The organism is Enterobacter sp. CP102, assembly GCF_025152625.1.
GTDB classification, from domain to species: domain Bacteria; phylum Pseudomonadota; class Gammaproteobacteria; order Enterobacterales; family Enterobacteriaceae; genus Enterobacter; species Enterobacter soli.
The window spans coordinates 3063387-3088337 of record NZ_CP104014.1; the positions used below are offsets into that span (position 1 = coordinate 3063387).

Sequence of the window (24951 nt, forward strand, 5' to 3'; positions counted from 1 at the left end):
TCCCTTTCGGCTCCCTCAGTGATACCAACGCTAAACAATCAAATTTTTATCCATTATTTTTTGCTGCAACTATATTTAAATGCATACATTTAATGTTATTGATTTATGAGTAATTAAACGTTCAGCCTGATTTACCCCGCTTGTACGCCACTCACCAATACCCATCAAAAACAACATGTTATGGATGTAGCATTTATATAATCATGGGCTTATCTAATAGTGACAAAGGTGATCTACATCAAAATGGAGACCGTCCTGATATTGGATAGTTGTCCTCCGTTATCAGTGTTGCTACTAAAGAAACACACACTCAAACAGGTTCTACGATAATTTATAATATTTACGACGTTCCTTACTCGTCATATTGATATTAATTCGATGAAATTAATCATATATAGCGCAATAGTGTCTTTATGCCTGGTTGCGACGGGCATTTTTATTGGCGTGATTTATTTTACGCAAATAAACCAGTGCTTATAGCGGCCAGGTAAATAAACGAATTGATTCTGTGTCGTTTTCAATAATCAAGGTCATATAATGAAAAAGTTAGTGATGATAGCCGTGACCCTTTCAACGCTGGCGGGTTGTACAACCCAGGCGGATCGGATGGCGAAATGCGAAGCGCAGGGCATCAGCCGCGATACCTGCTACCTTGCCGAGCAAAACCGGACGGCAGCGGTAAACGCAGCGGCTGAAAAGCAAGCGATGGAGAATGCCGCCGCAGCAGTACAACATGCGCAAGAAGCTAAGGTCCACGATCCCCTGCGTGAAGCGTCGTTTTCCTCGAACGAACTGAATGCCACTCTTTCGAATGGCTTTTTTAGCGCAACGGTAAATGGTAAAAAAGCGACCGTTAAACGCCTGAATGCTAATTTTTATGAAATACATGGTAACGGATTTGTTATATCCATTAGCCTTGATGAGAACGGTATTACGGATGCTTCGTGGAATAAAGCCAAAGGACGCGAGCACGGACTTTTGCAGGTGACACAGAAATAACGAAGCGGAGGAGGCATTAAGCCTCCTTTTCCGGCAAAAAAAGGCACGATTTGTAACACTCTATCCCCGACTTTTACAGTCACGACGAAGTCAGCGTAACATGCTGTTTTTATTAATCAGAATTCACTACTTTCTTTCTCAAAACGAGGATATTCCTCCCCCTGAGCGCCATGTAACAAAACAGTAAACAAATTAACCATTGAGCCCCGTGGCAAAAGGCTCTATATTGGCGGCGTTTTTTCCAGGCCCCCATCTGTTTTTTAACTTTTTATTCAATCGTGGCGCATAACGAAGCTGCGGTTGTAGGAGTGATATGATGACGGATAAAGTCCGTATTGACACCGTAGATGCCCATAAAAGCAACGAAACCTATCTGGCCCGTCAGGCCGAGTTTGAATCTAACGTCAGGAGTTATCCGCGCAAGCTGCCTTTAGCTATCACTAAAGCAGACGGCGTGTGGATCACCGATGCAGATAATAAAGAATACCTTGACTGTTTAGCAGGCGCAGGCACCCTTGCGCTTGGCCATAACCACCCTGATGTGCTGAAAAGCATCCAAAATGTCATTACCAGCGGCTTGCCGTTACATACATTGGATCTGACTACGCCGTTGAAAGACGCGTTCTCCGAATATCTGCTGTCTCTGCTGCCTGGTCAGGGCAAAGAGTATTGCCTGCAGTTCACCGGCCCATCTGGCGCCGATGCTGTTGAAGCAGCACTGAAACTGGCGAAAAAAGTCACCGGCCGTAGCGGTATCATCAGCTTCTCTGGTGGTTACCACGGTATGACCCACGGCGCACTGTCCGTGACCGGCAACCTGTCTCCGAAAGAAGCGGTTGACGGCATGATGCCAGAAGTTCAGTTCATGCCTTACCCGCACCAGTACCGTTGCCCACTGGGTATCGGCGGTGAAGCGGGCGTGAAAGCGCTAACTTACTACTTCGATAACCTGATCAACGATGTAGAAAGCGGCGTGCGCAAACCTGCTGCCGTTATTCTGGAAGCGGTTCAGGGCGAAGGCGGCGTGAACCCGGCTCCGGCTGAGTGGTTGCAGCGCATCCGTAAAGTGACTCAGGAACACGGAATTCTGCTGATCCTCGACGAAGTTCAGGCAGGCTTTGCCCGTACCGGTAAATTCTTCGCCTTCGAACACGCAGGCATCGAGCCAGACATCATCGTGATGTCCAAAGCTGTAGGTGGCGGTCTGCCACTGGCCGTGCTCGGTATCAAAAAGCAGTTCGACGCATGGGCTCCAGGTCACCACACCGGTACTTTCCGCGGCAACCAGCTGGCGATGGCAACCGGTCTGACGACGCTGAAAATCCTCAAAGACCAGAACATCGCGGGCAAAGTGGCTGCGCAAGGCGAATGGCTGAAAGCACAGCTGGCTGAGCTGCAAAAACGTTATCCGGTAATCGGTCACGTTCGTGGTCTGGGCATGATGATCGGTATCGAGATCGTTAAGCCACACGAAGCGGCTGACCACATGGGTTGCTACCCGGGTGATGGCGAGCTGTCTGCGTTGATTCAGAAGAAGTGCTTCGAAGCCGGTCTGATTCTGGAACGTGGCGGTCGTAACGGCATTGTGCTGCGTCTGCTGCCTTCTCTGCTGATCAGCGATGAAGAGCTGAAGATCTTCCTGGATAAATTCGAGCAGGCACTGCTTGCTGCGGGCGTTCGCCCGGCGTAACCGGAGTTATTGATTACGATGTCTGATTCAAACCCAATTTTGTTCTCCTCTGCGCAGAGCATTGAAGCTTACCAGCAGGCGATTGAACAAAGCACTCAGGCTGTGATGCAGTGGCTGAAACAGCCTGAGATGTATCAGGGCAAAACGGTCGCGGAACTGCGCGACCGTATTAAGCTGGATTTCAACCCGAAGGGGTTGGGCAACGACGCGGCGATTGAACGTGCCGTTGAGTTCTTCCTGAAAGACAGTTTGTCCGTTCATCACCCGCAGTGTGTTGCGCACCTGCATTGCCCAAGCCTGGTGGTAAGCCAGGCAGCGGAAGTGCTGATTAACGCAACTAACCAGAGTATGGACTCCTGGGATCAAAGCCCGTCCGCAACCATCATCGAAATCAAACTGATCGAATGGCTGCGTACCCGCGTGGGTTATCAGGCTGGCGACGCAGGTGTCTTCACCAGCGGCGGCACCCAGAGCAACCTGATGGGGCTGATGCTGGCACGTGATGCGTTCTTTGCGCGTCTGGGCCACTCTGTCCAGCAAGATGGTCTGGTTGGCGATCTGCGTAAAATTCGCGTGCTGTGCTCCGAAAACGCGCATTTCTCCGTGCAGAAAAACATGGCGCTGATGGGCCTGGGTTACCAGTCCGTGGTGCAGGTGAAAACTGACGAATTCTCCCGTATGGATCTGAGCGATCTGGCGGCGAAAATTGAGCAGTGCAACGCCAACGGCGAACAGATCCTGGCGATTGTCGCGACAGCAGGTACGACCGATGCCGGTGCTATCGATCCGCTGCGCGCGATTGCTGAGCTGGCGGCGAAGCAGAATATCTGGGTACACGTTGATGCGGCCTGGGGCGGCGCGCTGCTGATGTCTGAGCAGTATCGTCACTATCTGGACGGCATCGAGCTGGTGGATTCCATTACCCTGGACTTCCACAAGCAGTTCTTCCAGACCATCAGCTGCGGCGCGTTCCTGCTGAAAGAAGCGCGTCACTATGAGCTGATGCGCTATCAGGCGGCGTACCTGAACTCTGAGTTCGACGAAGAAGCTGGCGTGCCTAACCTGGTATCCAAGTCTCTGCAAACCACGCGTCGTTTCGATGCGCTGAAACTGTGGATGAGCCTGGAAGCACTGGGTCAGGAGCAATACGCTGCGATCATCGATCACGGTGTAACCCTGGCACAGCAGGTTGCTGCGTATGTGAAAGAGCAGTCAGCTCTTGAACTGGTGATGCAACCTCAGCTGGCAAGCGTGCTGTTCCGCTTCCGTCCGCAGATGCAGATGGATGACGCGGGCATTGCGCTGCTGAACCAGAAAATCGGCGATGCGCTGCTGGAATCCGGCCGTGCCAACGTCGGTGTCACCGAGCATAACGGCGTCACCTGCCTGAAGCTGACTCTGCTGAACCCAACCGTGACGCTGGAGGACATCAAAGTCCTGCTGTCTCTGGTTGAGCGTACTGCGCAGGAAGTTCTGGCGAAGTAATATTGCTAACGGGTGCGGGCATTCGCCCTCACCCGTTTCTTCTTACCTACCCTTTATCTGTTTCCCGCCCTGCGTTTTTTCCCTTTCACGTAAGTGACCTTCTCATCATCATCGCCATGCAGGTTGTAGCCAGCGCTGTAATAACTCACCGCCGATCTCACCACGTCATTGACGATAACGCCCTTAATATTCACGTTCATTTTTTGCAGTCGTCGCGTGCAGGCAAGCATCTCTTTCACACTGGTGACGTTATAGCGCGCCACTAACAGCGTCGATGCGGCAAGGCTGCCAACCAGTGCCGCATCCGTCACTGCCAGGACAGGCGGTGTATCAACAATCACCATGTCATAGCGTTCACTGGCCCACTGGATAAATTTACGAAAGCGTTCGTGCATCAGTAGTTCCGCAGGATTTGGCGGGATCTGCCCGCAAGTCACCACGTCAAATTTCCCATTTTCATAGGTCTGGATGGCCTGCTGGAACGACACTTTCCCGGACAGGACTTCGGATAATCCCGCATCATTTTTCAGCGGGAAAATGTTGTGAACATAGCCCTTGCGCATGTCGGCATCCACCAGCAATACCTTCTCCCCCACCTGAGCCACCAGTGCCGCCAGGGTGGTGCTGACCAGCGTCTTGCCGCAGTTTTGCGTCGGCCCGCTGAACATCAGAATGTTGTTTTCAGCATCCATCATCGCAAAGTGCAGGCTGGTTCGCAGCCCACGCACCGCCTCAACGAAAATATCCAGCGGTCTGTCGATGGGTAAAAATGGCACGTTGGTGGTTTTGTGTTTCTCGGCAGCGCCAAAGAGATGCATTTTCGGGATCCGGGTTTTATCCCGCAACCAGGATGAACGAGGCAGAGTGGCATAGACGTTAATACCATGCGCCTCCAGCAACTCCGGGGAATCTATCCCTTTCTTAAAAACCGCCCTGGCCATTACCGAACCGGCCGACAGGATCAGGCCCGTCAGCGTTGAAAGGACCACTATCAACAGCTTACGCGGCTGAACAGGCTCAGGAGACATGAGCGCCTCATCGATAATGCGCACATTGCCTATCGTACTTGAGCGGGAGATATTCAGCTCCTGCTGGCGAGTCAACAGCTGCTGATAAATAGCACGGCCTGAATCGACGTCCCGGCTAAGACGCAATATCTCTTGCTGCATTGCGGGCATTTCCGTAACACGCCGGCTCAGGCGGGTGCGATCCTCCTCCAGCGTGTGTCGTTTTTCACGCAGGGCGCGGTAGCTGGGGTGGTCTTTCTTGAAGTGCTGCGAAATTTCCGCCTCGCGGAAGGTCAGTTCATTGAGCTGATTATCCACATTCACTATCTGCTCGAGCACCGACTTTGCCTCAAGGCTCAGGTCAACTGAGTCGCGCTGCTGGCGATAAGTGTTCAGGCGCTTTTCTGCCTGCTCCAGCTCCCCACGCACGCTGGGCAGCTGTCGTTGCAGGAAATCCAGACTTTGCGAATCCTGGGCTGCCTGGCGGGCGATATTCTGCTGAAGATAGTTTTCGGCAATGCTTTTCAGAGTCCGGGTGATAAGCTCCGGGCTGGTGCCCGTCAGGCTCAGGCTCAGAATGCCGGTGTCTTTTCCCATCTCCTTTACGTTAAAACGCTTGCTCAGATCATTAATGGTTTGCGGCAAAGAGAGCTGTTTTACCTGAAAGCGCGTGCCCACCGGGGCGTTTACTTCGCTGACCAGAAGCGAGACACCCGCCATTTTCAGCAGCCTCCCTGTGGTTCCCTGAGCACGGAACCCCGCGCCTTCGACCCGAAAACGGTTTTGGCCTTCCACAATGACAGCCAGGCTGTTGTCACCGGTGTGATGAGCCGGGAATTGCAGAACTGTCAGGCTCAGTACGCCAGGTTTTTCACCGGTAAGCCTGGCCCAGCCGTTGCCCACTAGCGGGAAGCGTGACTGAGTGACCTGATAACGTAAACCGAGATCGTCGATGGTTTTTCCAAGGATCATCCGTGACTTTAACAGCTGTATTTCCGCCATTGCGTCTGGCATATAGCCTGGTGTCAGCTGGTTAAGGGACTTCAGCAGGCTGTTTTGTTGTTTATCCTCAATCTGGATCAGAGCATCAGCACTGTACAGCGGCGTTGAAAACAGCGCGTAAGTCACCCCAATAAAAGCAAAGCACAGGGTGACAAAAATAATGCACAGGCGATGGTCAAACAGTTCGGCGAAAAGACGCCCCAAATCCAGCTGCTGGATCTCAGTAGATTCGCCCCAGGCATATTCATTTTTCGATAACATAGGTGAGTCCTTTACCTGTTGAGCCGTCTGGCCCACTCCTGACTTGCCCTGACCAGCAGGTCAAAAACGTATTCAAATGCATCCTGACTTTTACCGTAGGGATCGGGTATTTCTTTGTTATCAAGCCACCGCCCAAACAGCAGGCTTTTGCCTCGTATTTCGGGGGCCATCGCTGAGATATGATTTATCTGCCCGCTCTCCATCGCCAGGATCAGGTCGGACTGGCGCAGCATCGTGTGCGTCAATTGACGCGCCACGTGCCCCTGAAGCGAAACACCGTACTGGCGGATCATATCCGCCGCGCGGCTGTCAGCAGCCTGACCTTCAAGGCCATAAATGCCGGCGGACTCAATGCGGATAACGGGCAGATATTTTTGCAGCAGACGCTCCCCTGTCGGCGAGCGGCAGATGTTGCCAGTGCACACGACCAATATCGACTGGATAATCATTGCGGCCATGACCTGATATAACGGACCGTTTCGGTCAGATCGTGAACACCGCTAATCGTTGGCACCAGCTGGCTGACGATGCGATTCCAGCGCGAAAGCGGAGCCGTGGTGACATAGACAATATCGTAGGGTTCCAGCTGAAATTCCGCGCTCAGAACCATTGCTGACGCATCCCGTGCGTTCAGCTGATACACCCTGGCTATTTTCTCTTTGTCGCTGGCCGGTAATACGGAACGAATGACAAAGATCCCACTGGCATCCGCCATATTCTGATTTAACCCACCGGCATTTCCTAACGCCTCGGCAAGGGTCATGCCACTGCGATCCATTTTGAGGGTGCTCTGTTTAACCACCTCTCCCATAACGAAGACCTTCAGAGCATCGTTACGGGGAATAAACAGAATATCGCCCGGCAGCAACAGGTGATTCTGTGTTAAATCGCCATGCTGCATCAGCGCATACAGCGAAATGGACGCGTCTTTACCGTCATGGGTTAACACCACGTGGCGCCAGTCAGCATCAGCAGACAAACCGCCCGCTGCGTTCACCGCATCCATCACGGTCAGCGGGATGTTGGTGATCGGCTGCTGTCCTGATTTCACCACTTCGCCGGTGACATAGGCTTTTTGCGAGCGGAACGCGGCAATGCTGACATCCACCTGCGGGCTTTCAATCACCTGCTCCAGGCGAGCGGTAATACCGTCGCGCACCTCTGCTATCGTTTTACCTGCTACCGACATTTTCCCCACGTACGGGTAAAACAGCGTACCGTCAGCCCCAACCCAGTTGCCGGTATCGCTGGCGCTACGGTACTGCCCGGCAGGCGTTGTTAGCTCGGGGTGATCCCAGACGGTAATCATCAGTACATCCCCCGGGCCAATACGGTATTCCCACCGACTGAGCTGTTCATCGAGTCCAGGATTAGTCTGTGATTTCAGCGGTACGCTACGAAGGCTTTCAATAACTGACGGTGTAAGAGGATAAATATCGACTCTTTTATTCAGATCAAATTCTTCGTCAACAACCGCGGGTTTATTTTTTCCGAAAGTATTTAAATGCTGCCCAGGCGCCATCTGGCAGCCCGCTATAAAGACGGCCGATATAAGCAAGACAATTCGACTTATTTTCATTTTTATATTGATAACAGATATGGGTTAATCGCCTGAATTATTTAGGAAATAAATATTAAATAACCGGCGAGTGATTAAGCCTGCATCCTAAGTTAGAGGATGTACTAATACAAGAATTGCGTCCGGCAATAATAGAAATTCAGAAAGCGACCCGAAATACTATCCAAAAAACAGGCAGGAAATAGAAAATAACAGAACGGCCGCGGGGAAAATAAGCAGAGTATGGCTGAGGACGGAATGTTCATTCGACTGAGTACCTGTGCGATCGCACCACTCGTTCTGATAAAGACAAAACACAACCATTTGTTACATTTTTTCTTAAACGAGCCACACCGCCAGTCATAAGATACACTGTTTCTGGCTGGTTAAGGAACCACAGGCCAGATTATCGCTAAATGAAACATCGGAGAAACAATGTCGAAAGGTAAATTACTGCTTCTGGGCGCATTGATGTCAGTTGCAGGTATCGCGTTTTCCGCACCCGAAGCGGCAGCAGCTCCTGCGGGCATCCAGGCATACGCAGAACAAGAGTTCATTGCCGATTTCACGAAATTCAAGATCGGTGACACCGCGCCTGCGCTGTACCAGACACCGGAATACACCATCAAACAGTATCAACTGCGTAACCTTCCGGCACCGGATGCAGGCACGCACTGGACCTATATGGGCGAGAATTATGTTCTGATCGGTGATGCCGATGGCAAAATCTATAAAGCGTACAATGGAGATATTTTCTATCACCGCTGATGCAATAACGATCCGCCCGTGGCAGGAAAGCGACCGGCCTTTCCTGCGCACACTATACCTTCACGCGCGTCGCGATGCCTGGCCGTGGTTAAACCGTTCGGAGTGGCAGCTCGAAGACTTTGACGCGGCAACCCGCGACGAAGAGATTTGGGTCGCCGAACAGAACGGCCACCGCCTGGGCTTTGCCTCTGTCTGGACGAACGATAACTTTCTGCACAACCTGTTTGTTGACCCGCAGTACCAGAGCCTGGGTGTGGGACGATTGCTGCTGGAGCAGGTGCAAAAGACGTTTACCAGCACCGGGGCATTAAAGTGTCTGGTGAAAAATGAACGGGCTATCGCGTTTTACCAGCGCCACGGCTGGCATATTGAGGCTTCGGGGGATTCTCCGGACGGAGAGTATTTCTTGATGCACTACCGGCTTGGGTAAAGTCAGGTGGCGCTTCGCTTACCTGACCTACAAAACCGTATTTCGTAGGCCGGGTAAGCGAAGCGCCACCCGGCACTAAAGCAAAGAGGATTTACACCGCGCGGAAGGCAATTTCACCCGGAATGACTTCACCCTGCCAGTAGAGTTGCGCCGCAACGCGTCCCGCCAGCTGGCGATACATATCAGCAAACTCACTTTCAGGGCGGCTCACGACCGTCGGTTTACCGCTGTCCAGATCTTCACGCAGCGTAATGTGCAGCGGCATCTGGCCAAGCAACTGGGTGTGATACTGCTCAGCCAGTTTCTCTGCGCCGCCGGTGCCAAAGATTGGCTCGTGATGCCCGCATTTGCTGCAAATATGCATACTCATGTTCTCGACAATACCGAGCACTGGCACCTCTACTTTCTCGAACATGACGATGCCTTTTTTGGCATCAATCAGCGCGATATCCTGCGGCGTGGTTACCACAACGGCGCCGGTAACCGGAATGTTCTGCGCCAGGGTGAGCTGAATGTCGCCCGTACCCGGTGGCATATCCAGGACCAGGTAATCCAGATCGGGCCACATGGTTTCCTGCAACATCTGCATCAGCGCTTTGCTGGCCATCGGGCCACGCCAGACCATCGCGTTATCGTCGGTCACCAGATAACCAATCGAGTTGGTTGCCAGGCCGTGCGCCATAATTGGCGCCATGTGCGTACCATCTGGCGAGGTTGGACGTTGGTTTTCTGCACCCAGCATGTTGGGAATCGACGGACCGTAGATATCGGCATCCAGAATACCGACTTTTGCCCCTTCGGCAGCCAGCGCCAGCGCCAGGTTTACCGCAGTGGAGGATTTACCCACCCCACCCTTACCAGAGCTCACCGCGATGATATTCTTCACACCATTCACGCCCGGATGGTTTTTCACCCGCTTGAGCGTGGCAATGCTGTGGGTCAGCTTCCAGTCAATGGCTTTCGCACCGGTGATGCGCAGCAGATCAGAGCTGCACTCCTCTTTTAACGTATCGAAGGCACTGGTGAACACGAACGGCATTTGCAGTTCGATATGCAACGTGTCATCCAGCCAGGCGACATGATGCAGCGCTTTCAGCGTAGTGAGATTGTGCTTCAGGGTTGGATGCTGAAAATTAGCCAGTATCCCGGCAACCATTGCTCGTAAGACTTCCGGTGATTTGGCCTGGGATTGCGAACTCATCCCGACTCCTTTGTTCTTGTGAATAAGACCTTAGTTGAACAAGTTTACCTGAAAGGCCGCGGTTTGTGCTTACTTAATAATGCCCCATTTGGTAATATCAAAAACCCTTTTCACAGTTAAAAGAAGTAATGACTACTATGACTCAAGTCGCGAAAAAAATTCTGGTAACGTGCGCACTGCCGTACGCCAACGGCTCAATCCACCTCGGCCACATGCTGGAGCATATCCAGGCTGATGTCTGGGTCCGTTACCAGCGAATGCGCGGCCATCAGGTCAACTTCATCTGCGCGGACGATGCCCACGGCACGCCAATTATGCTGAAAGCACAGCAACTGGGTGTTTCTCCAGAGCAGATGATTGCCGAAATGAGTCAGGAGCATCAGACTGATTTTGCTGGCTTTGACATCAGCTACGACAACTACCACTCCACGCACAGCGACGAGAACCGTGAGCTGTCGGAGCTTATCTACACGCGTCTGAAAGAGAACGGTTTTATTAAAAACCGCACCATCTCTCAGCTGTACGATCCAGAAAAAGGCATGTTCCTGCCGGATCGTTTCGTGAAAGGCACCTGCCCGAAATGTAAATCACCAGACCAGTATGGCGATAACTGCGAAGTGTGTGGCGCAACCTACAGCCCAACCGAGCTTATCGAGCCAAAATCTGTGGTGTCAGGTGCTACGCCGGTGATGCGTGATTCCGAGCACTTCTTCTTCGACCTGCCATCCTTCAGTGAAATGCTGCAAGCCTGGACCCGCAGCGGTGCGTTGCAGGAGCAGGTTGCCAACAAAATGCAAGAGTGGTTCGAGTCTGGTTTGCAGCAGTGGGATATCTCCCGCGATGCGCCGTACTTCGGTTTTGAAATCCCGAACGCGCCGGGCAAATATTTCTACGTCTGGCTGGATGCGCCAATTGGCTACATGGGCTCGTTCAAGAACCTGTGCGACAAGCGCGGCGACAGCGTCAGCTTTGACGAATACTGGAAGAAAGACTCTGATGCCGAGCTGTATCACTTCATCGGCAAAGACATCGTGTATTTCCACAGCCTGTTCTGGCCGGCAATGCTGGAAGGCAGTAACTTCCGCAAGCCAACCAACCTGTTCGTGCACGGTTATGTGACGGTCAACGGCGCGAAGATGTCCAAATCTCGTGGTACCTTCATTAAAGCCAGCACCTGGCTGAACCACTTCGACGCGGACAGCCTGCGCTATTACTACACCGCAAAACTCTCTTCACGCATCGACGATATCGACCTGAATCTGGAAGATTTCGTGCAGCGTGTGAACGCAGACATCGTGAACAAAGTGGTGAACCTGGCTTCCCGTAACGCGGGCTTTATCGCCAAACGCTTTGACGGCGTGCTTTCTGCCGAACTGGCCGATCCTGAGCTGTATATAACCTTCACCGATGCCGCCGCTGCGATTGGCGAAGCCTGGGAAAGCCGTGAATTCGGTAAAGCGATTCGTGAAATCATGGCGCTGGCCGATGTTGCCAACCGCTATGTGGACGAGCAGGCTCCGTGGGTTGTCGCAAAACAGGAAGGCCGTGACGCCGATCTGCAGGCCATCTGCACCATGGGTCTGAACATGTTCCGCGTGCTGATGACCTGGCTGAAACCGGTTCTGCCGCAGCTTTCTGCCCGTGCAGAAGCGTTCCTGAACACTGAGCTGACCTGGGATGCGATTGCTCAGCCGCTGCTTAGCCACAAAGTGAACACCTTCAAGGCACTGTATAACCGCATTGAGATGAAACAGGTTGAAGCGCTGGTTGAAGCGTCTAAAGAAGAAGTGAAAGCCGCTGCTGCACCGGTTACCGGCCCGCTGGCTGACGATCCGATTCAGGAAACCATCACCTTTGATGATTTCGCAAAAGTTGATCTGCGCGTTGCGCTGATTGAAAACGCGGAATTTGTCGATGGCTCCGATAAACTGCTGCGTCTGACGCTGGATCTGGGCGGCGAGAAGCGTAACGTCTTCTCTGGCATCCGTTCTGCGTATCCTGACCCGCAGGTACTGATTGGTCGCCAGACCGTGATGGTTGCTAACCTGGCACCGCGTAAAATGCGCTTTGGCATCTCCGAAGGCATGGTAATGGCCGCAGGTCCTGGCGGGAAAGATATCTTCCTGTTAAGCCCTGATGAAGGCGCGAAGCCTGGTCAGCAGGTGAAATAATAAAAAAGCCGGAGATAATTTCCGGCTTTTTTTTGGTCTTTTTACCAGGCACCCGGCCTGCAATCTACGCTTTTTTCGCGTGCTCGCGCACCGTCAACCCGCGTAAAAAATAACGCATAAACTGGTCGCCGCACTCGCGGTAATTTTTATGATCCGGGGCGCGCATCATGGCGGTGATCTCCGGCATCGACACGCGGAATTTCTGCTCGGTCATGATCGCCAGAATATCGTCGGTTTTCAGTGAAAACGCGATACGCAGCTTTTTCAGCGCCGTGTTATTGTTCACACGGCGCTCCAGCGCCAGCTCAGGCGCAGACTCATCTTTGCCGCGCTTATGGTAGATAAGGCCGTTCAGGAAACCAGACAGAATGATGTCCGGGCAACGCACGAAGCCCTCTTCATCTTCTTTGGTCATCCAGGTGTCAAAACCGGCTGACGTGGATTCCATATCGGCCAGCGCAAGAATGCGCACCATATCGTTGTTGTTTGCTTTCAGGGTGTAGCGCAGGCTACGGAGTATATCGTTACTGAGCATAGAGCCTTCGAATGTCGATGATGCAATGGCGCGCAGTGTACCAGCTTTACAGGCCAATCGCCTCTTTCAAACTTTTCAGATAGCGACGGCTCACCGGCACGGTTTGCCCGGCGCGCAATACCAGCTCTGCCTGGCCGTTATCTTCCAGGCGGATCTCTTTCAGGTGCGCCATGTTCACCAGATACTGACGATGGCAGCGAATCAACGGCGTGCGGCTTTCCAGGGTGCGCAGAGTCAGCTCGGTAAAGCCTTCGTTACCTTCGGCGCTGGTGACAAATACGCCGCTCAAACGGCTACTGACAAAAGCCACATCGTCCATTTGCAGCAGATAAATTCGGCTGTGCCCGGTGCAGGGAATAAACTTCAGCGGCTGCTGGTTTTCCGGTAGCAGGGTTACATCCTGCACGGTACGCTCCTGGCGCAGGCGGGTAAGCGTCTTTTCCAGCCTTTTTTCTTCTATCGGTTTGAGCAGATAATCAAAGGCATGTTCTTCAAAGGCTTTGACGGCGTATTCGTCAAACGCCGTCAAAAACACAATGTACGGGCGGTGTTCCGGGTCAAGCATCCCGACCATCTCCAGCCCACTGATACGTGGCATCTGGATATCCAGAAACAGCACGTCCGGGCGCAGTTTATGTACGGCCCCAATCGCTTCAATGGCGTTAGCACACTCACCAACGATCTCGATATCGCTTTGCTCCTGCAACAGAATGCGCAGGTTTTCCCGTGCTAACGGCTCATCATCAACAATCAGCACTTTCAACATGCGTTTTCCTCCAGCGGTAATCGTAAAGTAATGCGGGTAAATCGGTCCGGCTCACAGGCGACGGTAATGCCGCACGCATCGCCGAAGTGAGCACGCAGGCGTTTATCCACCAGGCTCATCCCCAACCCGCCAGAGGCAGTTGGCTGATAGAGCCCGGCGTTATCTTCAATATCCAGCACCAGATGGTGATTAAAACGGCTCGCCGCTATGCTTATCTCCCCGATGCCCAGCAGCTGTGACGTGCCGTGCTTGATGGCATTTTCCACGATAGGTTGCAGGGTAAAGGCAGGAAGATGCTGATACGCCAGCTCATCCGGCACGGATAACGACACGTGCAGCCGCGACTGAAAACGCGCTTGCTCGATTTGCAGATAGGCGTTCACATGCTCAATTTCATCGGCCAGGGTGACAATTTCCGAAGGGCGTTTGAGGTTCTTACGGAAAAATGTCGATAAATACTGCACCAGCTGCGCGGCCTGGTCGCTGTCACGGCGAATCACCGCTTTTAGCGTATTCAGGGCATTAAACAGGAAGTGCGGGTTCACCTGCGCATGGAGAAGTTTGATCTCCGACTGGGTTAACAGCGCCTTTTGTCGCTCGTATTGCCCGGCCAGGATCTGCGCCGAAAGCAGCTGTGCAATCCCCTCCCCCAGCGTGCGGTTGATTGAGCTGAACAGCCGGTTTTTCGCCTCGTACAGCTTGATGGTTCCCATTACATGCTGGTTTTCACCACGCAGCGGGATCACCAGAGTGGAACCCAGTTTGCAGTGAGGATGCAGCGAGCAGCGATACGGCACTTCGTTACCATCGGCATACACCACTTCGCCGGTTTCAATAGCGCGCAGCGTATAAGCGGATGAAATCGGTTTGCCTGGCAGGTGATGGTCGTCCCCTGTTCCGGTAAACGCCAGCAACCGCTCGCGGTCGGTTATCGCCACCGCGCCAATATCCAGCTCTTTATAAAGAACCTGCGCCACCTTCATGCTGTTTTCTTCGTTAAACCCCTGGCGAAGAATACCTTCCGTAGAGGCGGCCACCTTGAGGGCGGTCGCGGAAAACGCCGAGGTGTATTTTTCAAACATCGCGCGCTTGTCCAGCAGGATGCGCATAAAGAGCGCCGCACCCACGGTGTTCGTCACCATCATCGGGGCGGCGATACTGCCCACCAGATGCAGCGCATCTTCAAACGGACGGGCAATCAGCAGAATAATGGCCATCTGCGCCATTTCCGCAATGAAGGTAATAGCGCCCGCGGTAATGGGGCTAAAGACTTTATCCGGGCGACCGCGCTTGATCATGTAGCTGTGAACCAGGCCGCCGAGCAGCCCTTCGACGATCGTCGAGATCATGCAGCTTAGCGCCGTCATGCCGCCCATCGAATAACGATGCAGGCCGCCTGTTAACCCGACAAGGCCGCCAACGACAGGCCCCCCGAGCAGCCCGCCCATCACCGCACCGATGGCGCGCGTATTGGCGATCGAATCTTCGATATGAAGACCAAAGTAAGTCCCCATAATGCAGAAAATAGAGAAGGTAACGTAGCAGAGGAGCTTGTGCGGCAGACGTACGGTAACTTGCATCAGCGGGATGAACAGGCGCGTTTTACTCATCAACCAGGCGATGACCAGGAAAACACACATCTGCTGAAGCAGCAGCAACACCAGGTTAAACTCGTACATACTCGCAAACCGCACGTTCTAAAAACGCGTAACATACACTGATGTGGTTAAACTTTCTTTGAAGCGTACCGAAAAAGGTGTAATTCGTGTTCGGTATCACATCTTTTGCTGAACATAACCTAACCTCAGCATTATTTGTTCAAAAAGTCGCCAATCCTTCCTGGTTCACCAATCTGGGTCTACAGTTAAGCTGGGGACGCGTAAGCCAGGGGGCGAATATGGCGCTTTACACAATAGGTGAAGTGGCACTCCTTTGTGATATCAATCCCGTGACCCTACGGGCTTGGCAACGACGATACGGATTACTGAAACCGCAGAGAACAGACGGTGGTCACCGCCTGTTTAATGACGCGGATATCGACCGGATCCGCGAGATCAAAAGCTGGATCGACAACGGTGTTCAGGTTGGGAAAGTGAAATCGTTGCTCAGCCAGGACGATCCTGACACGCAGCATATCTGGCGCGAACAACAAGAAACCCTGCTGCGCCTGTTGCAGGCGGGGAATCTGCAACGCCTGCGTGTGTGGATTAAAGAGCAAGGTCGCGACTACCCTGCGCAAACCCTGATTACGCATCTTTTTATCCCGTTACGCCGCCGTCTGCAGTGCCAGCAGTCCACCTTGCAGGCGCTGCTGAGTATGCTGGATGGCGTACTGATCAATTACATTTCCGTTTGCCTTGCCTCGGCAAGAAACAAAAACGGAAAAGATGCGCTGGTCGTTGGCTGGAATGTGCACGATACCACCCGTCTGTGGCTGGAAGCGTGGATAGCCACCCAGCAGGGCTGGCGCGTGGATGTACTGGCGCACTCTCTGGCGCAGTTTCGCCCCGAATTTTTTGACGGGCAGACGCTGCTGGTCTGGTGTGGCGAAGTCCCGACAGCCTCGCAGCAACAGCTGCTGACGGAGTGGCGCGAGCACGGCTACCCGGTTTATTCGCTCGGTCCGAATGAGTCGTAACGGCATTTAATGGTTCATTAACAGCTGCGCTTCACCGTATAATTGCTCTGTTAACAACAGGAGCACATTTATGAAGGCAACTAAACTGGCCGTGATCACCCTTTTCGTCCTGATGGCCGTCAGCGGGATCGGCGGCGTTATGCTGGCAGGTTATTCGTTTATTGTTCGCGGCGGTGTCGGCTGAGGTAACTCGCCAGGCGCTCGAAACCGCGGTCAACCACAATGGCCGCGAGCGCAACCAGCACTGCTCCCTGAACAATATAAGCCGTATTAAATCCGCTTAAACCGATAATGATCGGCGTGCCCAGGGTGTTTGCCCCCACCGTGGAGGCAATTGTCGCGGTGCCGATATTGATAATCACGGATGTGCGGATCCCCGCAATTATGACCGGCGCGGCCAACGGCAGTTCAACGTTGCGCAGCCGCTGCCAGGCGCTCATTCCCATCCCTTCCGCCACACTCATCACCGATGCGGGCACGGCCGAAATCCCTGCAAGCGTCCCCTGTAAAATGGGCAGCACGCCATACAAAATCAGGGCAATAATTGCAGGCTCCTGACCAAAACCTATCACCGGAACGGCGATTGCCAGCACGGCCACGGGAGGAAATGTCTGGCCGATGGCGGCGATGGTTTCAACCAGCGGGCGAAACTCCCTGCCCGACGGACGCGTGACCACAATCCCGGCCCCCACGCCAAGCGCAATCGCCAGCACACTGGATACTGCCACCAGCCAGAAGTGCGCCAGCGTCAGATTAATAAAGCTTTCCTGCTGGTAGACCGGGCGCGGCAGCCCGGGAAAGAGCGCGCTGAACACCCCGGCGCTGTGCGGCATCAGGATTAACAGTGCGACAAAGAGCAGCACCAGCCAGATAAGCGGATCACGCATCCACTTCACGCGCCACCTCCCCCGCCAGCAGATCGCGAAAATGGAGCGTGCCGCAGGATTTCCCCTGCGCGTCTGCCACAGGCAGCACTTCACACTGCCGGGCAACAAAAACCGATAACGCATCGCGCAAGCTCATGTGTTCCAGCAATGGTTCACCGCCGGTCTGCGTCTCCTGCCGACGCATCGCCTCCCCGACGGTGCGCAGCGAAAGCAGGCGCACGCCCAGTTCGCTGCGGCCAAAAAACTCGCGCACAAAATCGTTCGCCGGACGCGTGAGGATCTCAAGCGGCGTGCCCTGCTGAATGACTTCGCCGCTGTCCATCAGGACCAGCCGGTCAGCAAGCTGAAGCGCCTCGTCGATATCGTGGGTCACGAGGATTATCGTTCGCCCCAGAATGCGGTGAATACGGGTCATCTCCGTCTGCAACGCGCTGCGCGTTACCGGATCCAGCGCACCGAAGGGTTCATCCATCAACAGCACCTGCGGATTGGCCGCCAGCGCCCGCGCCACGCCAACCCGCTGCTGCTGCCCGCCGGAAAGCTGATGCGGGTAACGCTCGCGCAGGGCTGGCTCTAACCCGAGCAGCGCCATCAGCTCATCCACACGCGCATTGATTTTTTGCCGCGACCATTTTTCCAGCTGCGGCACGGTGGCAATGTTCTGCGCCACCGTCCAGTGGGGAAACAGGCCAATGGACTGAATGGCGTATCCCATTCGTCTGCGAAGTTCGAGCACAGGCAGGCTGCGGATCTCTTCGCCGGCAAAACGGATCAGACCGCTGTCGTGCTCTACCAGCCGGTTGATCATCTTAAGCGTGGTGGATTTTCCCGAACCCGAGGTGCCAATCAGTACGGTAAATTCCCCCTCCTCAAAATGCAGATTCAGGTGGCTTACCGCCGGACGCCCCGCAAAGGTTTTACTTACATCGTGGAATTCAATCATTCTCCCTCCCCCTGAGCAGTGCGAGCCACAGGGCAAACAGCGCATCCACCACCACCGCCAGAGCAATCGCCGGAACAACGCCCAGCAGCACTAAATCCAGTGCGCTGCTGAGCAATCCCTGGAATACCAGTGCGCCAAACCCGCCTGCACCAATCAACGCCGCGATCACCGCCATCCCTACCGTCTGCACGGCCACCACCCGCAGGCTGCGCAACAGCAAGGGGAGCGCGATGGGCAGTTGTACCTTCCAGAAGCACTGACGCGCGCTCATCCCCATCGCCTGAGCGCTTTCCAGCACATCCGGCGCAACCTGGCTTAGCCCCGCCACCACACCGCGTACCAGCGGCAGTAGCGCATACAGCACCAGCGCAATCAGCGCCGGGGTTAATCCCGTACCGGCGATGCCTATTGATGAGAGCAGCGGGAATGATTTAACCAGGCCTGCCAGCGGTGCGATCAGCAGGCCAAACAGCGCCACCGACGGAATAGTCTGGATGACGTTCAGCAGTGCAAAGACCGAGCCCTGGCGCGCGGGATGGCGATAACACCACATCCCCAACGGCAGCCCCAGCAGCAACGCCGGGAACAGCGTCCCGAACAGAATCGTCAGATGCTGCGCCAGGGCATCATCGAAGATGTCCTGGCGGTTGGCATACTCTTTTAACAATGAGAGATTGTTCAGCGCACCGCTGAACAGCAGCAATAGCGGGATAAACCAGATCTGTGCATTAAGCCCCCAGCGCCAGACGGCGTGCGGCGTAAGACGACGAATGGCATCACTACTGGCCAGCAGACAAAGTGCAAGCCACAGCCACAGGCCGCTGCCCACAGAGGTTCGCGCCAGCGGGCTTTCGGCAGAAACCATCAGCGTTGCCGCAAGGCCTGCGCCCCAGAACAACACAATAAACAGCGCTTCGCAGAGGATAAGCGTCAGCCACTGGGCTGCACGTCCTTGCCAGAGCGATAACGCGATAACCGCGCCCAGCGCCCCCGCCAGCAGCAGCGGCGCAAATGACCAGACCTGCCAGAGCGCGCGCCCTTCACCTGACACCAGGCGGTTGGGCGCGACATTCACAAACGGCAGCGCAACGGCCGCGATGGCGACACAGGCCAGCATCAGCAGCACGCGGTTATGACATTTTATTGGCACAGCCCTGTCCTGTTACTTCACAAGCCCTTGTTGTTTCAGGAAGTCGGCAGCCACTTTTTTGGCATCCAGCCCCTCGACGGCAATACTGGCATTGAGCTGTTGCAGCGTTTTCTCATCCAGTTTTTCAAACACCGGCTTGAGCCACGCACCAATCTCCGGGTATGCCTTCAGCGTGGCTTCACGTACCACGGGCGTCGGCGCATAAATCGGCTGAACGCCTTTCGGATCGGTCAGGGTTTGCAGGCCAAGCGCCGCAACCGGGCCATCGGTCCCGTAGGCCATGGCGGCATTCACGCCAGAGGTTTGCTGCGCCGCCGCTTTGATGGTCACCGCCGTATCGCCCCCGGCCAGAGAGAGCAACTGGCTTTGATCAAGCTTAAAGTCGTAGGCTTTTTCAAACGCCGGAAGCGCGTCTGGCCGCTCGATAAACTCAGCGGAAGCGGCGAGCTTAAAGTCGCCCTTCTCTTTCAGGTAACGACTCAGATCATCAAGCGACGTCAGCTTGCCTTTTTCGGCAAGATCTTTGCGCACGGCGATGGTCCAGGTGTTGTTGGCAGGCGCTGGCGTCAGCCAGACCAGCTTGTTCTGATCAGCATCCAGCTTTTTGACCTTCTCATAGCCAGCCTGGGCATTTTTCCAGGCAGGATCGTTGTCATCTTTGAAGAAAAAGGCCCCGTTACCGGTGTATTCCGGGTAGATGTCCAGCTCGCCGGAGGTAATCGCTCCGCGCACAACGGGCGTTGTGCCAAGCTGTACTTTATTGACCGTTTTAACACCGTGGCTTTCCAGTACCTGTAAGATGATATTGCCAAGCAGCGCACCTTCGGTATCAATCTTAGAGCCGACTTTCACCGGCTCTGCCGCCTGTAGCGGCAGACTCAGCGCCGCCAGAAGTACCGCTGAGCCTGTGATCCCCTTTGCAATCGTCATTGGGCTTTCCTCATTATTTTGCCGCCTTTTTCATAGGCTTGAGAGAAAAGCGTAGTCTAAAAACCAGAATTCAGCCTTCTTCCGGTAAGGTCAGCGGCACGCTCAGCAGGCTGGCGGCAAAATAGAGAATGGCGATCACCCATAACGTGCCCTCCACACCAAGCGGGACAACGCAGAGCGTGACAATCAGCGGCCCGACAAAGTTGCTTAACCCGGAGCCCAGATTCAGGCAGGAGATGGCCGCCCCTTTGTTTTGGGGTAACAGAGAAGGGATCAGCGCGCTCAGCGGGCCAAATGCCCCAAGGCCAATGGCATATAACACCAGCGCCATAAACAGGGCCGTTTCACTGTTGCCAAACCACACCGGCGTGTAACAGACGGCAAGCATCGCCAGCCCGCACAGCGTGCCGGAGAACCAGACAACCGTCTTACGCCAGCCGATAGTGTCCCCCAGCCAGCCGAAGAAGTAGTTGGCGAAGATATTGACCACGTTCACCAGCCCCCAGATGGCCAGCCACTGGGCGATGCTGAAACCAAAGCGCGGCAGGTAGACCGGCATCAGGATCACCAGCGAAAACTTGCCGATGTCATTGATGGTTTTGACGATTACCGCAAGGCGCATTTTGGGCTCGCGTACCAGCACCAGTAATCCTTCCGCCAGCGCCGCGCCAAGCCTGCCATCGCGTTGCCACTGCGGGCGGTCGCGGTTGAGCACCAGCGCGCAAAACGCCCCCAGCACCACAAATACAAAGCCGCTAAGCAGCGTGGCGGTTTCGCCGATCACAGGCAACATCACACCGGAATACCACGGCCCGACAATGGTCATCCCCACGCCGAAGGCAATCCAGAACCAGGAGACCGCGCGGCCAAGAATGCCCGGCTCGCAGCGCTGGTTGACCCACACCAGAAACGAGTAGGCAAACAGAGGATACGCCACGCCGCGCAGGGCATAGCTCGCCACCATCAGCGGGTAATGTCCCTGCGGCAGTGCCCAGCCGATAAAAGGGATGGAGCCGATAAAGTAAATCAGCGTAGCGGCCCACATCAGACGCCGCAGCCCGAGCACACCCGCGCCAATGCCGGAGAACCACGACACCAGCGCCACACACAGGCCAAAAACCGATGAAAGCAGGCTGATATGCACCGCATCAAAACCCCGATGCTGTAACAAAGAGGCGAGCCAGCTTTGTTCGATAGTCGCCCCGGTAATAAACAGGAAAATGCCCAAAAACCCCCAGCACAACTCACGGGGCAGCCCTAACCGGGCCCAGATCCCCTGCTGGATAATCATACTGTGTTCTGTCATGTCAGTTCATCTTAAGCAGGCCGGGTGCTGGCCCGGCCAAATCAGGAATTCAGGCGTTTTCCAGTTGCCCGGCCAGTTTGCGGGCAAGCATCCGCTTGCGATTGAGGTAGCCGACGGTGTTTTCACCCCAGCAATGTTCGTATGGCATCCCGGTCAGGCTTTCGATCACCGCCCGGTTTTCCGCGCTCACGGTGGCTTTGCTGCCGCCCTGTTTCAGACGCGCGACTTCTTCATTCAGAATGGCGTGCGTGCGGCTGTTTACCCTGAACTGGAAGGCAGACCAGATCCCCCACAGGGTGAGGACGACCGGCAGAGCAATCATGATAATCATGATCATGCTGATCGCTGACTGCGGCTGAGAGCTCTGCCCGGAAACGAAGCCTGACATCTGCAACGCCACCCCGACCAGGAAGATAGAGAGCGCCTGAGACGCTTTGCGCAGCAGGCTCATAAACCCGGCAAAGATCCCCTCACGACGATTCCCGGTGAGGATCTCATCCACATCGGCCACAAAGGTGTAGTTGTTCCACGGAATGGCATAAATCCCGCCGCGCGCCAGACCAGCCACCGCAGCGCCCGCATACAGAATGGTCATTCCCCCCACGCCGCTGATGTATGCCGAAACAAACAGGGCAAAAGCGACCAGCGCCATAGTGGCCTGAGTGGCAAAAGCCCGGGAAGGCGAGAAGCGCAGCGTCAGCCAGGTGGCGATACCAACGCCAAAGAATTGCAGGCCGTTGATCACCCCCAGCAGGTTAGAGGCCATCACGGATGAGGTCATCATCGCGAAGACCACAAAATAGGTGAACACCGAGTTGAAGATGTCCTGCGCGACGGAGCCGCCAAGGTACATGCCCAGATGCGAACGGAAGGTTTTTATCTTAAGCGTTGAGACAAAATCGTAGTAGATATGGAAGATGCGGGTCCCGAATGGCTCTTTTTCCTCGTCTTCCGCATGGTGCTCGTTTTGCTGAATTTCTTCCAGCGAACGCTCCCAGGTGCCGAAATAGACAAAGAACAGCACTATCATGAACGACACAGTGAAAATGGCCCCGGTGTAGAAAAAGGAATCCGAAGAGTCCTGGCCGAAGTAACCCACCAGCCGCCCGGGCAGAAATGCCGCCGCAAACCCGGCCAGCTGGGCAATGTACATGCGGGCGCTGGTCAGTTTTGAGCGCTTTTTGAAATCAGAGGTCATCTCCGCCGACAGGGTGTCGTACGGGATGATTATCATGGTGTAGACGATTTCGAAGAGGATATAGAACAGCAGATACATCCAGTAGTTAAACCCTTCAACCCACAGCAGGCTGTAGACCGACACCAGCGGAATACTGGCCAGCAGGAAGAAACGGCGGCGGCCAAACCGACGTCCGAGCCGGGTTTTATGGAAGTTATCGGAAACGTAACCGATAACCGGGCACATAATCACATCGACAATCCTTGCCACTGCAAACAGCGACCCCGCCTGGATAGGCGTCAGGCCGCAAAATGTGGTCAGGAAGAACAAAAGCCAGGCGCTGACAAGCGTAAAGGCCCCAGAACCAATCACATCCGCCAGCCCGTAACAGACGTAGTTACGCAGCTTTATTTCACGTATTTTTTTTATCATTTTTGTCCCCTGAATTTACCGTGTTAAACCCGGATTTCCTCAGCATCCCAACCCGCAGGCAGCGGTGAAGGACGCGTTATGTGTAAATCACGTAATTGCAGCCGGCTGACACCGCTGGCGAAAATCGCAGGTAGCCCTTGCGGATAGCGCTCTACACCGTGGGCGCGCCCGGTAGTGGGGTTCACCTTATAGGCGTTATCCAGCCCCATTCCGGTGGGTCGTTCCGGGTTGCACGGTGGGCGCACGTCGTAGCAGCCCTGCTCGTCTGATGGCCCGCAAATTTGGTTGAAGGTCACTCCGCTGAAGGTGATACCGGAAATGGCATCAGGTATTTCGCTGTGAAGATTGATGGCGCCCTCGCCCACGCCATTCAGGCCGGAGAAGGTGATTTGGCTGATATTGCCGGGCCGGACATCCGGCGCGCGGTAACGCAGGGAGACAAAGACCGGATCGGCTTTCCCCCAGTGACAGGGATCGCCGTGGCGGCAGTCAAACAGGATATTGCTAAAGACCATCTGGCTGAACACGCCGCCATCGCGGGAGACCAGGCCGATGCCGCGATTGGATTCAAAAATCACGCAGTTATTGACGGCGATATTGCGGATATCGGCGTGAGTTTCAGTCCCGACTTTAATCGCGCAACTTTTAGAGCGAATAATGCAGTTATTCACCGTGACGTTATAAATCGCCTGCTGGAGTTCAGGCGCTTTGGCCGTTGTTTTCAGGCAGATGCCGTCATCGGCAGCGCTGAAGTAGCTGTCACTGATGTGCACATGCTGGCAGCTGTCGATATCCAGCGCGTCGGTGTTGGAGAGCGTCAGGTCGTTATCGATGGTGAGATTACGGATAAAGACGTGGTTGCAGCTCACCAGATGAGCGGTCCACATGGGTGAGTCATACAGGGTGATGTCACTGATACGCACCTGCTCGCAGCTTTCGAACACCACCAGACGAGGACGGTGGTTTTTCGGCTGGCGATACCCCTGCGCATCCGCCTGCGGTTCAAACCAGGCGGTGGCATTCCCGTCAATACAGCCCGCCCCGCTCAGCGTCACGCCGCGCGCGTCACGGGCGTATATCAGCGCCATGTGCGAAAGCTCCGCCATGCTTTGCGTCACCGCTGCCTGGTAATCCTCTTCGCGATGGCTGGCAAGCAGCCGTGCGCCTGCTTCCAGATGCAGCGTGATGTGTGAGGACAATACCAGGGTTCCGGTCAGATAGATGCCTGGCGTGACCACCAGCGTGCCACCCCCGGACATCGCCAGCTCGTCGAGTAAACCCTGTAGGATCGCCGTCACGAGCGATGCCCCGGTACGGTCCAGTTCGACGTTTTCTAATGTGAGATTCATGTCGTTACCTGTCTGCGTTGTTTTAACAGGCATTAAACGGGGATTTCAGCGTGTGCTCCCTGCGCATTCAGCGGGAATTTATATGAACAGTGAAGGTCATCACGCCTGTCTGAGGGCATTGCCGGTACTTTTGACGTTGTTCACGTTTTCGCCCGGGGCGCAAAAAAGAAGTGTGAAAACTTTCACATTTCAGGGGCGCAGAGCGGGGAAAAAAGCGGAGTTTGAGGTTTTTTGTCGCGAGAAGTAAGAAAAGTTGTGTTGTGGAT

At 54.6% G+C, this 24951-nt stretch carries 22 protein-coding genes; 8 read left to right on the plus strand and 14 right to left on the minus strand.

What is annotated here, in order from left to right; all coding sequences use genetic code 11:
- Positions 1-537 precede the first annotated feature (537 nt).
- The 3 genes from N1249_RS14500 to N1249_RS14510 all read left to right on the plus strand — a co-directional run bounded on the left by N1249_RS14500 (position 538) and on the right by N1249_RS14510 (position 4174).
- A complete protein-coding gene (locus N1249_RS14500; protein WP_259830387.1) occupies positions 538-999 on the plus strand; it encodes a hypothetical protein in 462 nt (153 codons plus the stop codon).
- Positions 1000-1312: 313 nt separating this feature from the next.
- Positions 1313-2689: a diaminobutyrate--2-oxoglutarate transaminase gene (locus tag N1249_RS14505; protein ID WP_166716243.1), complete on the plus strand. Its 1377-nt coding sequence runs from the start codon at positions 1313-1315 to the stop codon at positions 2687-2689.
- An 18-nt stretch (positions 2690-2707) separates the two neighbouring features.
- Positions 2708-4174, plus strand: coding sequence for an aspartate aminotransferase family protein (locus tag N1249_RS14510; RefSeq protein WP_259830389.1), 1467 nt, complete (start codon positions 2708-2710; stop codon positions 4172-4174).
- A 53-nt stretch (positions 4175-4227) separates the two neighbouring features.
- Here N1249_RS14510 and N1249_RS14515 read toward each other — a convergent pair whose 3' ends face one another.
- Genes N1249_RS14515 through N1249_RS14525 form a run of 3 tightly spaced genes read right to left on the minus strand, consistent with a single transcriptional unit; the run spans position 4228 to position 8029 of the window.
- Positions 4228-6444, minus strand: a complete 2217-nt coding sequence (locus tag N1249_RS14515; RefSeq protein WP_259830391.1) for a polysaccharide biosynthesis tyrosine autokinase — start codon at positions 6442-6444, stop codon at positions 4228-4230.
- Between the two features lie 11 nt (positions 6445-6455).
- A complete protein-coding gene (locus N1249_RS14520) occupies positions 6456-6902 on the minus strand; it encodes a protein tyrosine phosphatase (RefSeq protein WP_259830394.1) in 447 nt (148 codons plus the stop codon).
- The gene (locus tag N1249_RS14525; RefSeq protein ID WP_409193180.1) at positions 6890-8029 is read right to left on the minus strand and encodes a polysaccharide export protein; all 1140 of its coding nucleotides are present in this window, start codon (positions 8027-8029) and stop codon (positions 6890-6892) included. The genes N1249_RS14520 and N1249_RS14525 overlap by 13 nt, the downstream gene beginning before the upstream one ends.
- 408 nt (positions 8030-8437) lie before the next feature.
- Here N1249_RS14525 and N1249_RS14530 point away from each other — a divergent pair, with 408 nt between their 5' ends.
- Both N1249_RS14530 and N1249_RS14535 read left to right on the plus strand, forming a co-directional pair.
- The gene (locus tag N1249_RS14530; RefSeq protein WP_182061725.1) at positions 8438-8770 is read left to right on the plus strand and encodes an RcnB family protein; all 333 of its coding nucleotides are present in this window, start codon (positions 8438-8440) and stop codon (positions 8768-8770) included.
- Entirely contained in the window at positions 8745-9200 is a 456-nt protein-coding gene (locus N1249_RS14535) for a GNAT family N-acetyltransferase (protein ID WP_259830400.1), read from the plus strand. The genes N1249_RS14530 and N1249_RS14535 overlap by 26 nt, the downstream gene beginning before the upstream one ends.
- A gap of 91 nt (positions 9201-9291) precedes the next feature.
- Here N1249_RS14535 and apbC read toward each other — a convergent pair whose 3' ends face one another.
- Complete coding sequence (apbC, locus tag N1249_RS14540; protein ID WP_259830406.1) at positions 9292-10401, minus strand: iron-sulfur cluster carrier protein ApbC; 1110 nt, start codon at positions 10399-10401, stop codon at positions 9292-9294.
- A gap of 137 nt (positions 10402-10538) precedes the next feature.
- Here apbC and metG point away from each other — a divergent pair, with 137 nt between their 5' ends.
- Positions 10539-12572, plus strand: coding sequence for a methionine--tRNA ligase (gene metG / locus N1249_RS14545; RefSeq protein WP_259830410.1), 2034 nt, complete (start codon positions 10539-10541; stop codon positions 12570-12572).
- A 64-nt stretch (positions 12573-12636) separates the two neighbouring features.
- On the opposite strand, the gene N1249_RS14550 is transcribed toward metG, so the two are convergent.
- The 3 genes from N1249_RS14550 to N1249_RS14560 are packed head-to-tail and all read right to left on the minus strand — an operon-like array spanning position 12637 to position 15552.
- Positions 12637-13107 (minus strand): DUF1456 family protein, encoded by a 471-nt coding sequence (locus tag N1249_RS14550; RefSeq protein ID WP_014070994.1) that lies wholly within the window; start codon positions 13105-13107, stop codon positions 12637-12639.
- Between the two features lie 46 nt (positions 13108-13153).
- Entirely contained in the window at positions 13154-13873 is a 720-nt protein-coding gene (gene btsR / locus N1249_RS14555; protein WP_259830412.1) for a two-component system response regulator BtsR, read from the minus strand.
- Positions 13867-15552 (minus strand): sensor histidine kinase, encoded by a 1686-nt coding sequence (locus tag N1249_RS14560; protein WP_259830414.1) that lies wholly within the window; start codon positions 15550-15552, stop codon positions 13867-13869. The genes btsR and N1249_RS14560 overlap by 7 nt, the downstream gene beginning before the upstream one ends.
- Positions 15553-15770: 218 nt before the next feature.
- Between N1249_RS14560 and mlrA the strand changes: the two genes are divergently transcribed.
- Positions 15771-16511, plus strand: a complete 741-nt coding sequence (mlrA, locus tag N1249_RS14565) for an HTH-type transcriptional regulator MlrA (RefSeq protein WP_259830416.1) — start codon at positions 15771-15773, stop codon at positions 16509-16511.
- Between the two features lie 70 nt (positions 16512-16581).
- Positions 16582-16695 (plus strand): protein YohO, encoded by a 114-nt coding sequence (locus N1249_RS14570; RefSeq protein WP_010433613.1) that lies wholly within the window; start codon positions 16582-16584, stop codon positions 16693-16695.
- Here N1249_RS14570 and N1249_RS14575 read toward each other — a convergent pair.
- From N1249_RS14575 to N1249_RS14605, 7 genes are all read right to left on the minus strand, one after another.
- A complete protein-coding gene (locus tag N1249_RS14575) occupies positions 16670-17407 on the minus strand; it encodes an ABC transporter permease (protein ID WP_259830423.1) in 738 nt (245 codons plus the stop codon). The genes N1249_RS14570 and N1249_RS14575 overlap by 26 nt on opposite strands.
- A complete protein-coding gene (locus N1249_RS14580; RefSeq protein ID WP_259830425.1) occupies positions 17391-18341 on the minus strand; it encodes an ABC transporter ATP-binding protein in 951 nt (316 codons plus the stop codon). The genes N1249_RS14575 and N1249_RS14580 overlap by 17 nt, the downstream gene beginning before the upstream one ends.
- A complete protein-coding gene (locus tag N1249_RS14585) occupies positions 18334-19491 on the minus strand; it encodes an ABC transporter permease (protein WP_311202493.1) in 1158 nt (385 codons plus the stop codon). The genes N1249_RS14580 and N1249_RS14585 overlap by 8 nt, the downstream gene beginning before the upstream one ends.
- A gap of 12 nt (positions 19492-19503) precedes the next feature.
- Positions 19504-20421, minus strand: coding sequence for an ABC transporter substrate-binding protein (locus N1249_RS14590; protein WP_259830427.1), 918 nt, complete (start codon positions 20419-20421; stop codon positions 19504-19506).
- Positions 20422-20491: 70 nt separating this feature from the next.
- Positions 20492-21727 carry an MFS transporter gene (locus N1249_RS14595; RefSeq protein ID WP_259830429.1) on the minus strand — a complete coding sequence of 412 codons (1236 nt, stop codon included), beginning with the start codon at positions 21725-21727 and terminating at the stop codon, positions 20492-20494.
- A gap of 49 nt (positions 21728-21776) precedes the next feature.
- Positions 21777-23336 carry an MFS transporter gene (locus tag N1249_RS14600; RefSeq protein WP_166716268.1) on the minus strand — a complete coding sequence of 520 codons (1560 nt, stop codon included), beginning with the start codon at positions 23334-23336 and terminating at the stop codon, positions 21777-21779.
- 23 nt (positions 23337-23359) lie between these two features.
- Positions 23360-24685 carry a glycoside hydrolase family 28 protein gene (locus N1249_RS14605; RefSeq protein WP_259830431.1) on the minus strand — a complete coding sequence of 442 codons (1326 nt, stop codon included), beginning with the start codon at positions 24683-24685 and terminating at the stop codon, positions 23360-23362.
- Between the last annotated feature and the right edge of the window lie 266 nt (positions 24686-24951).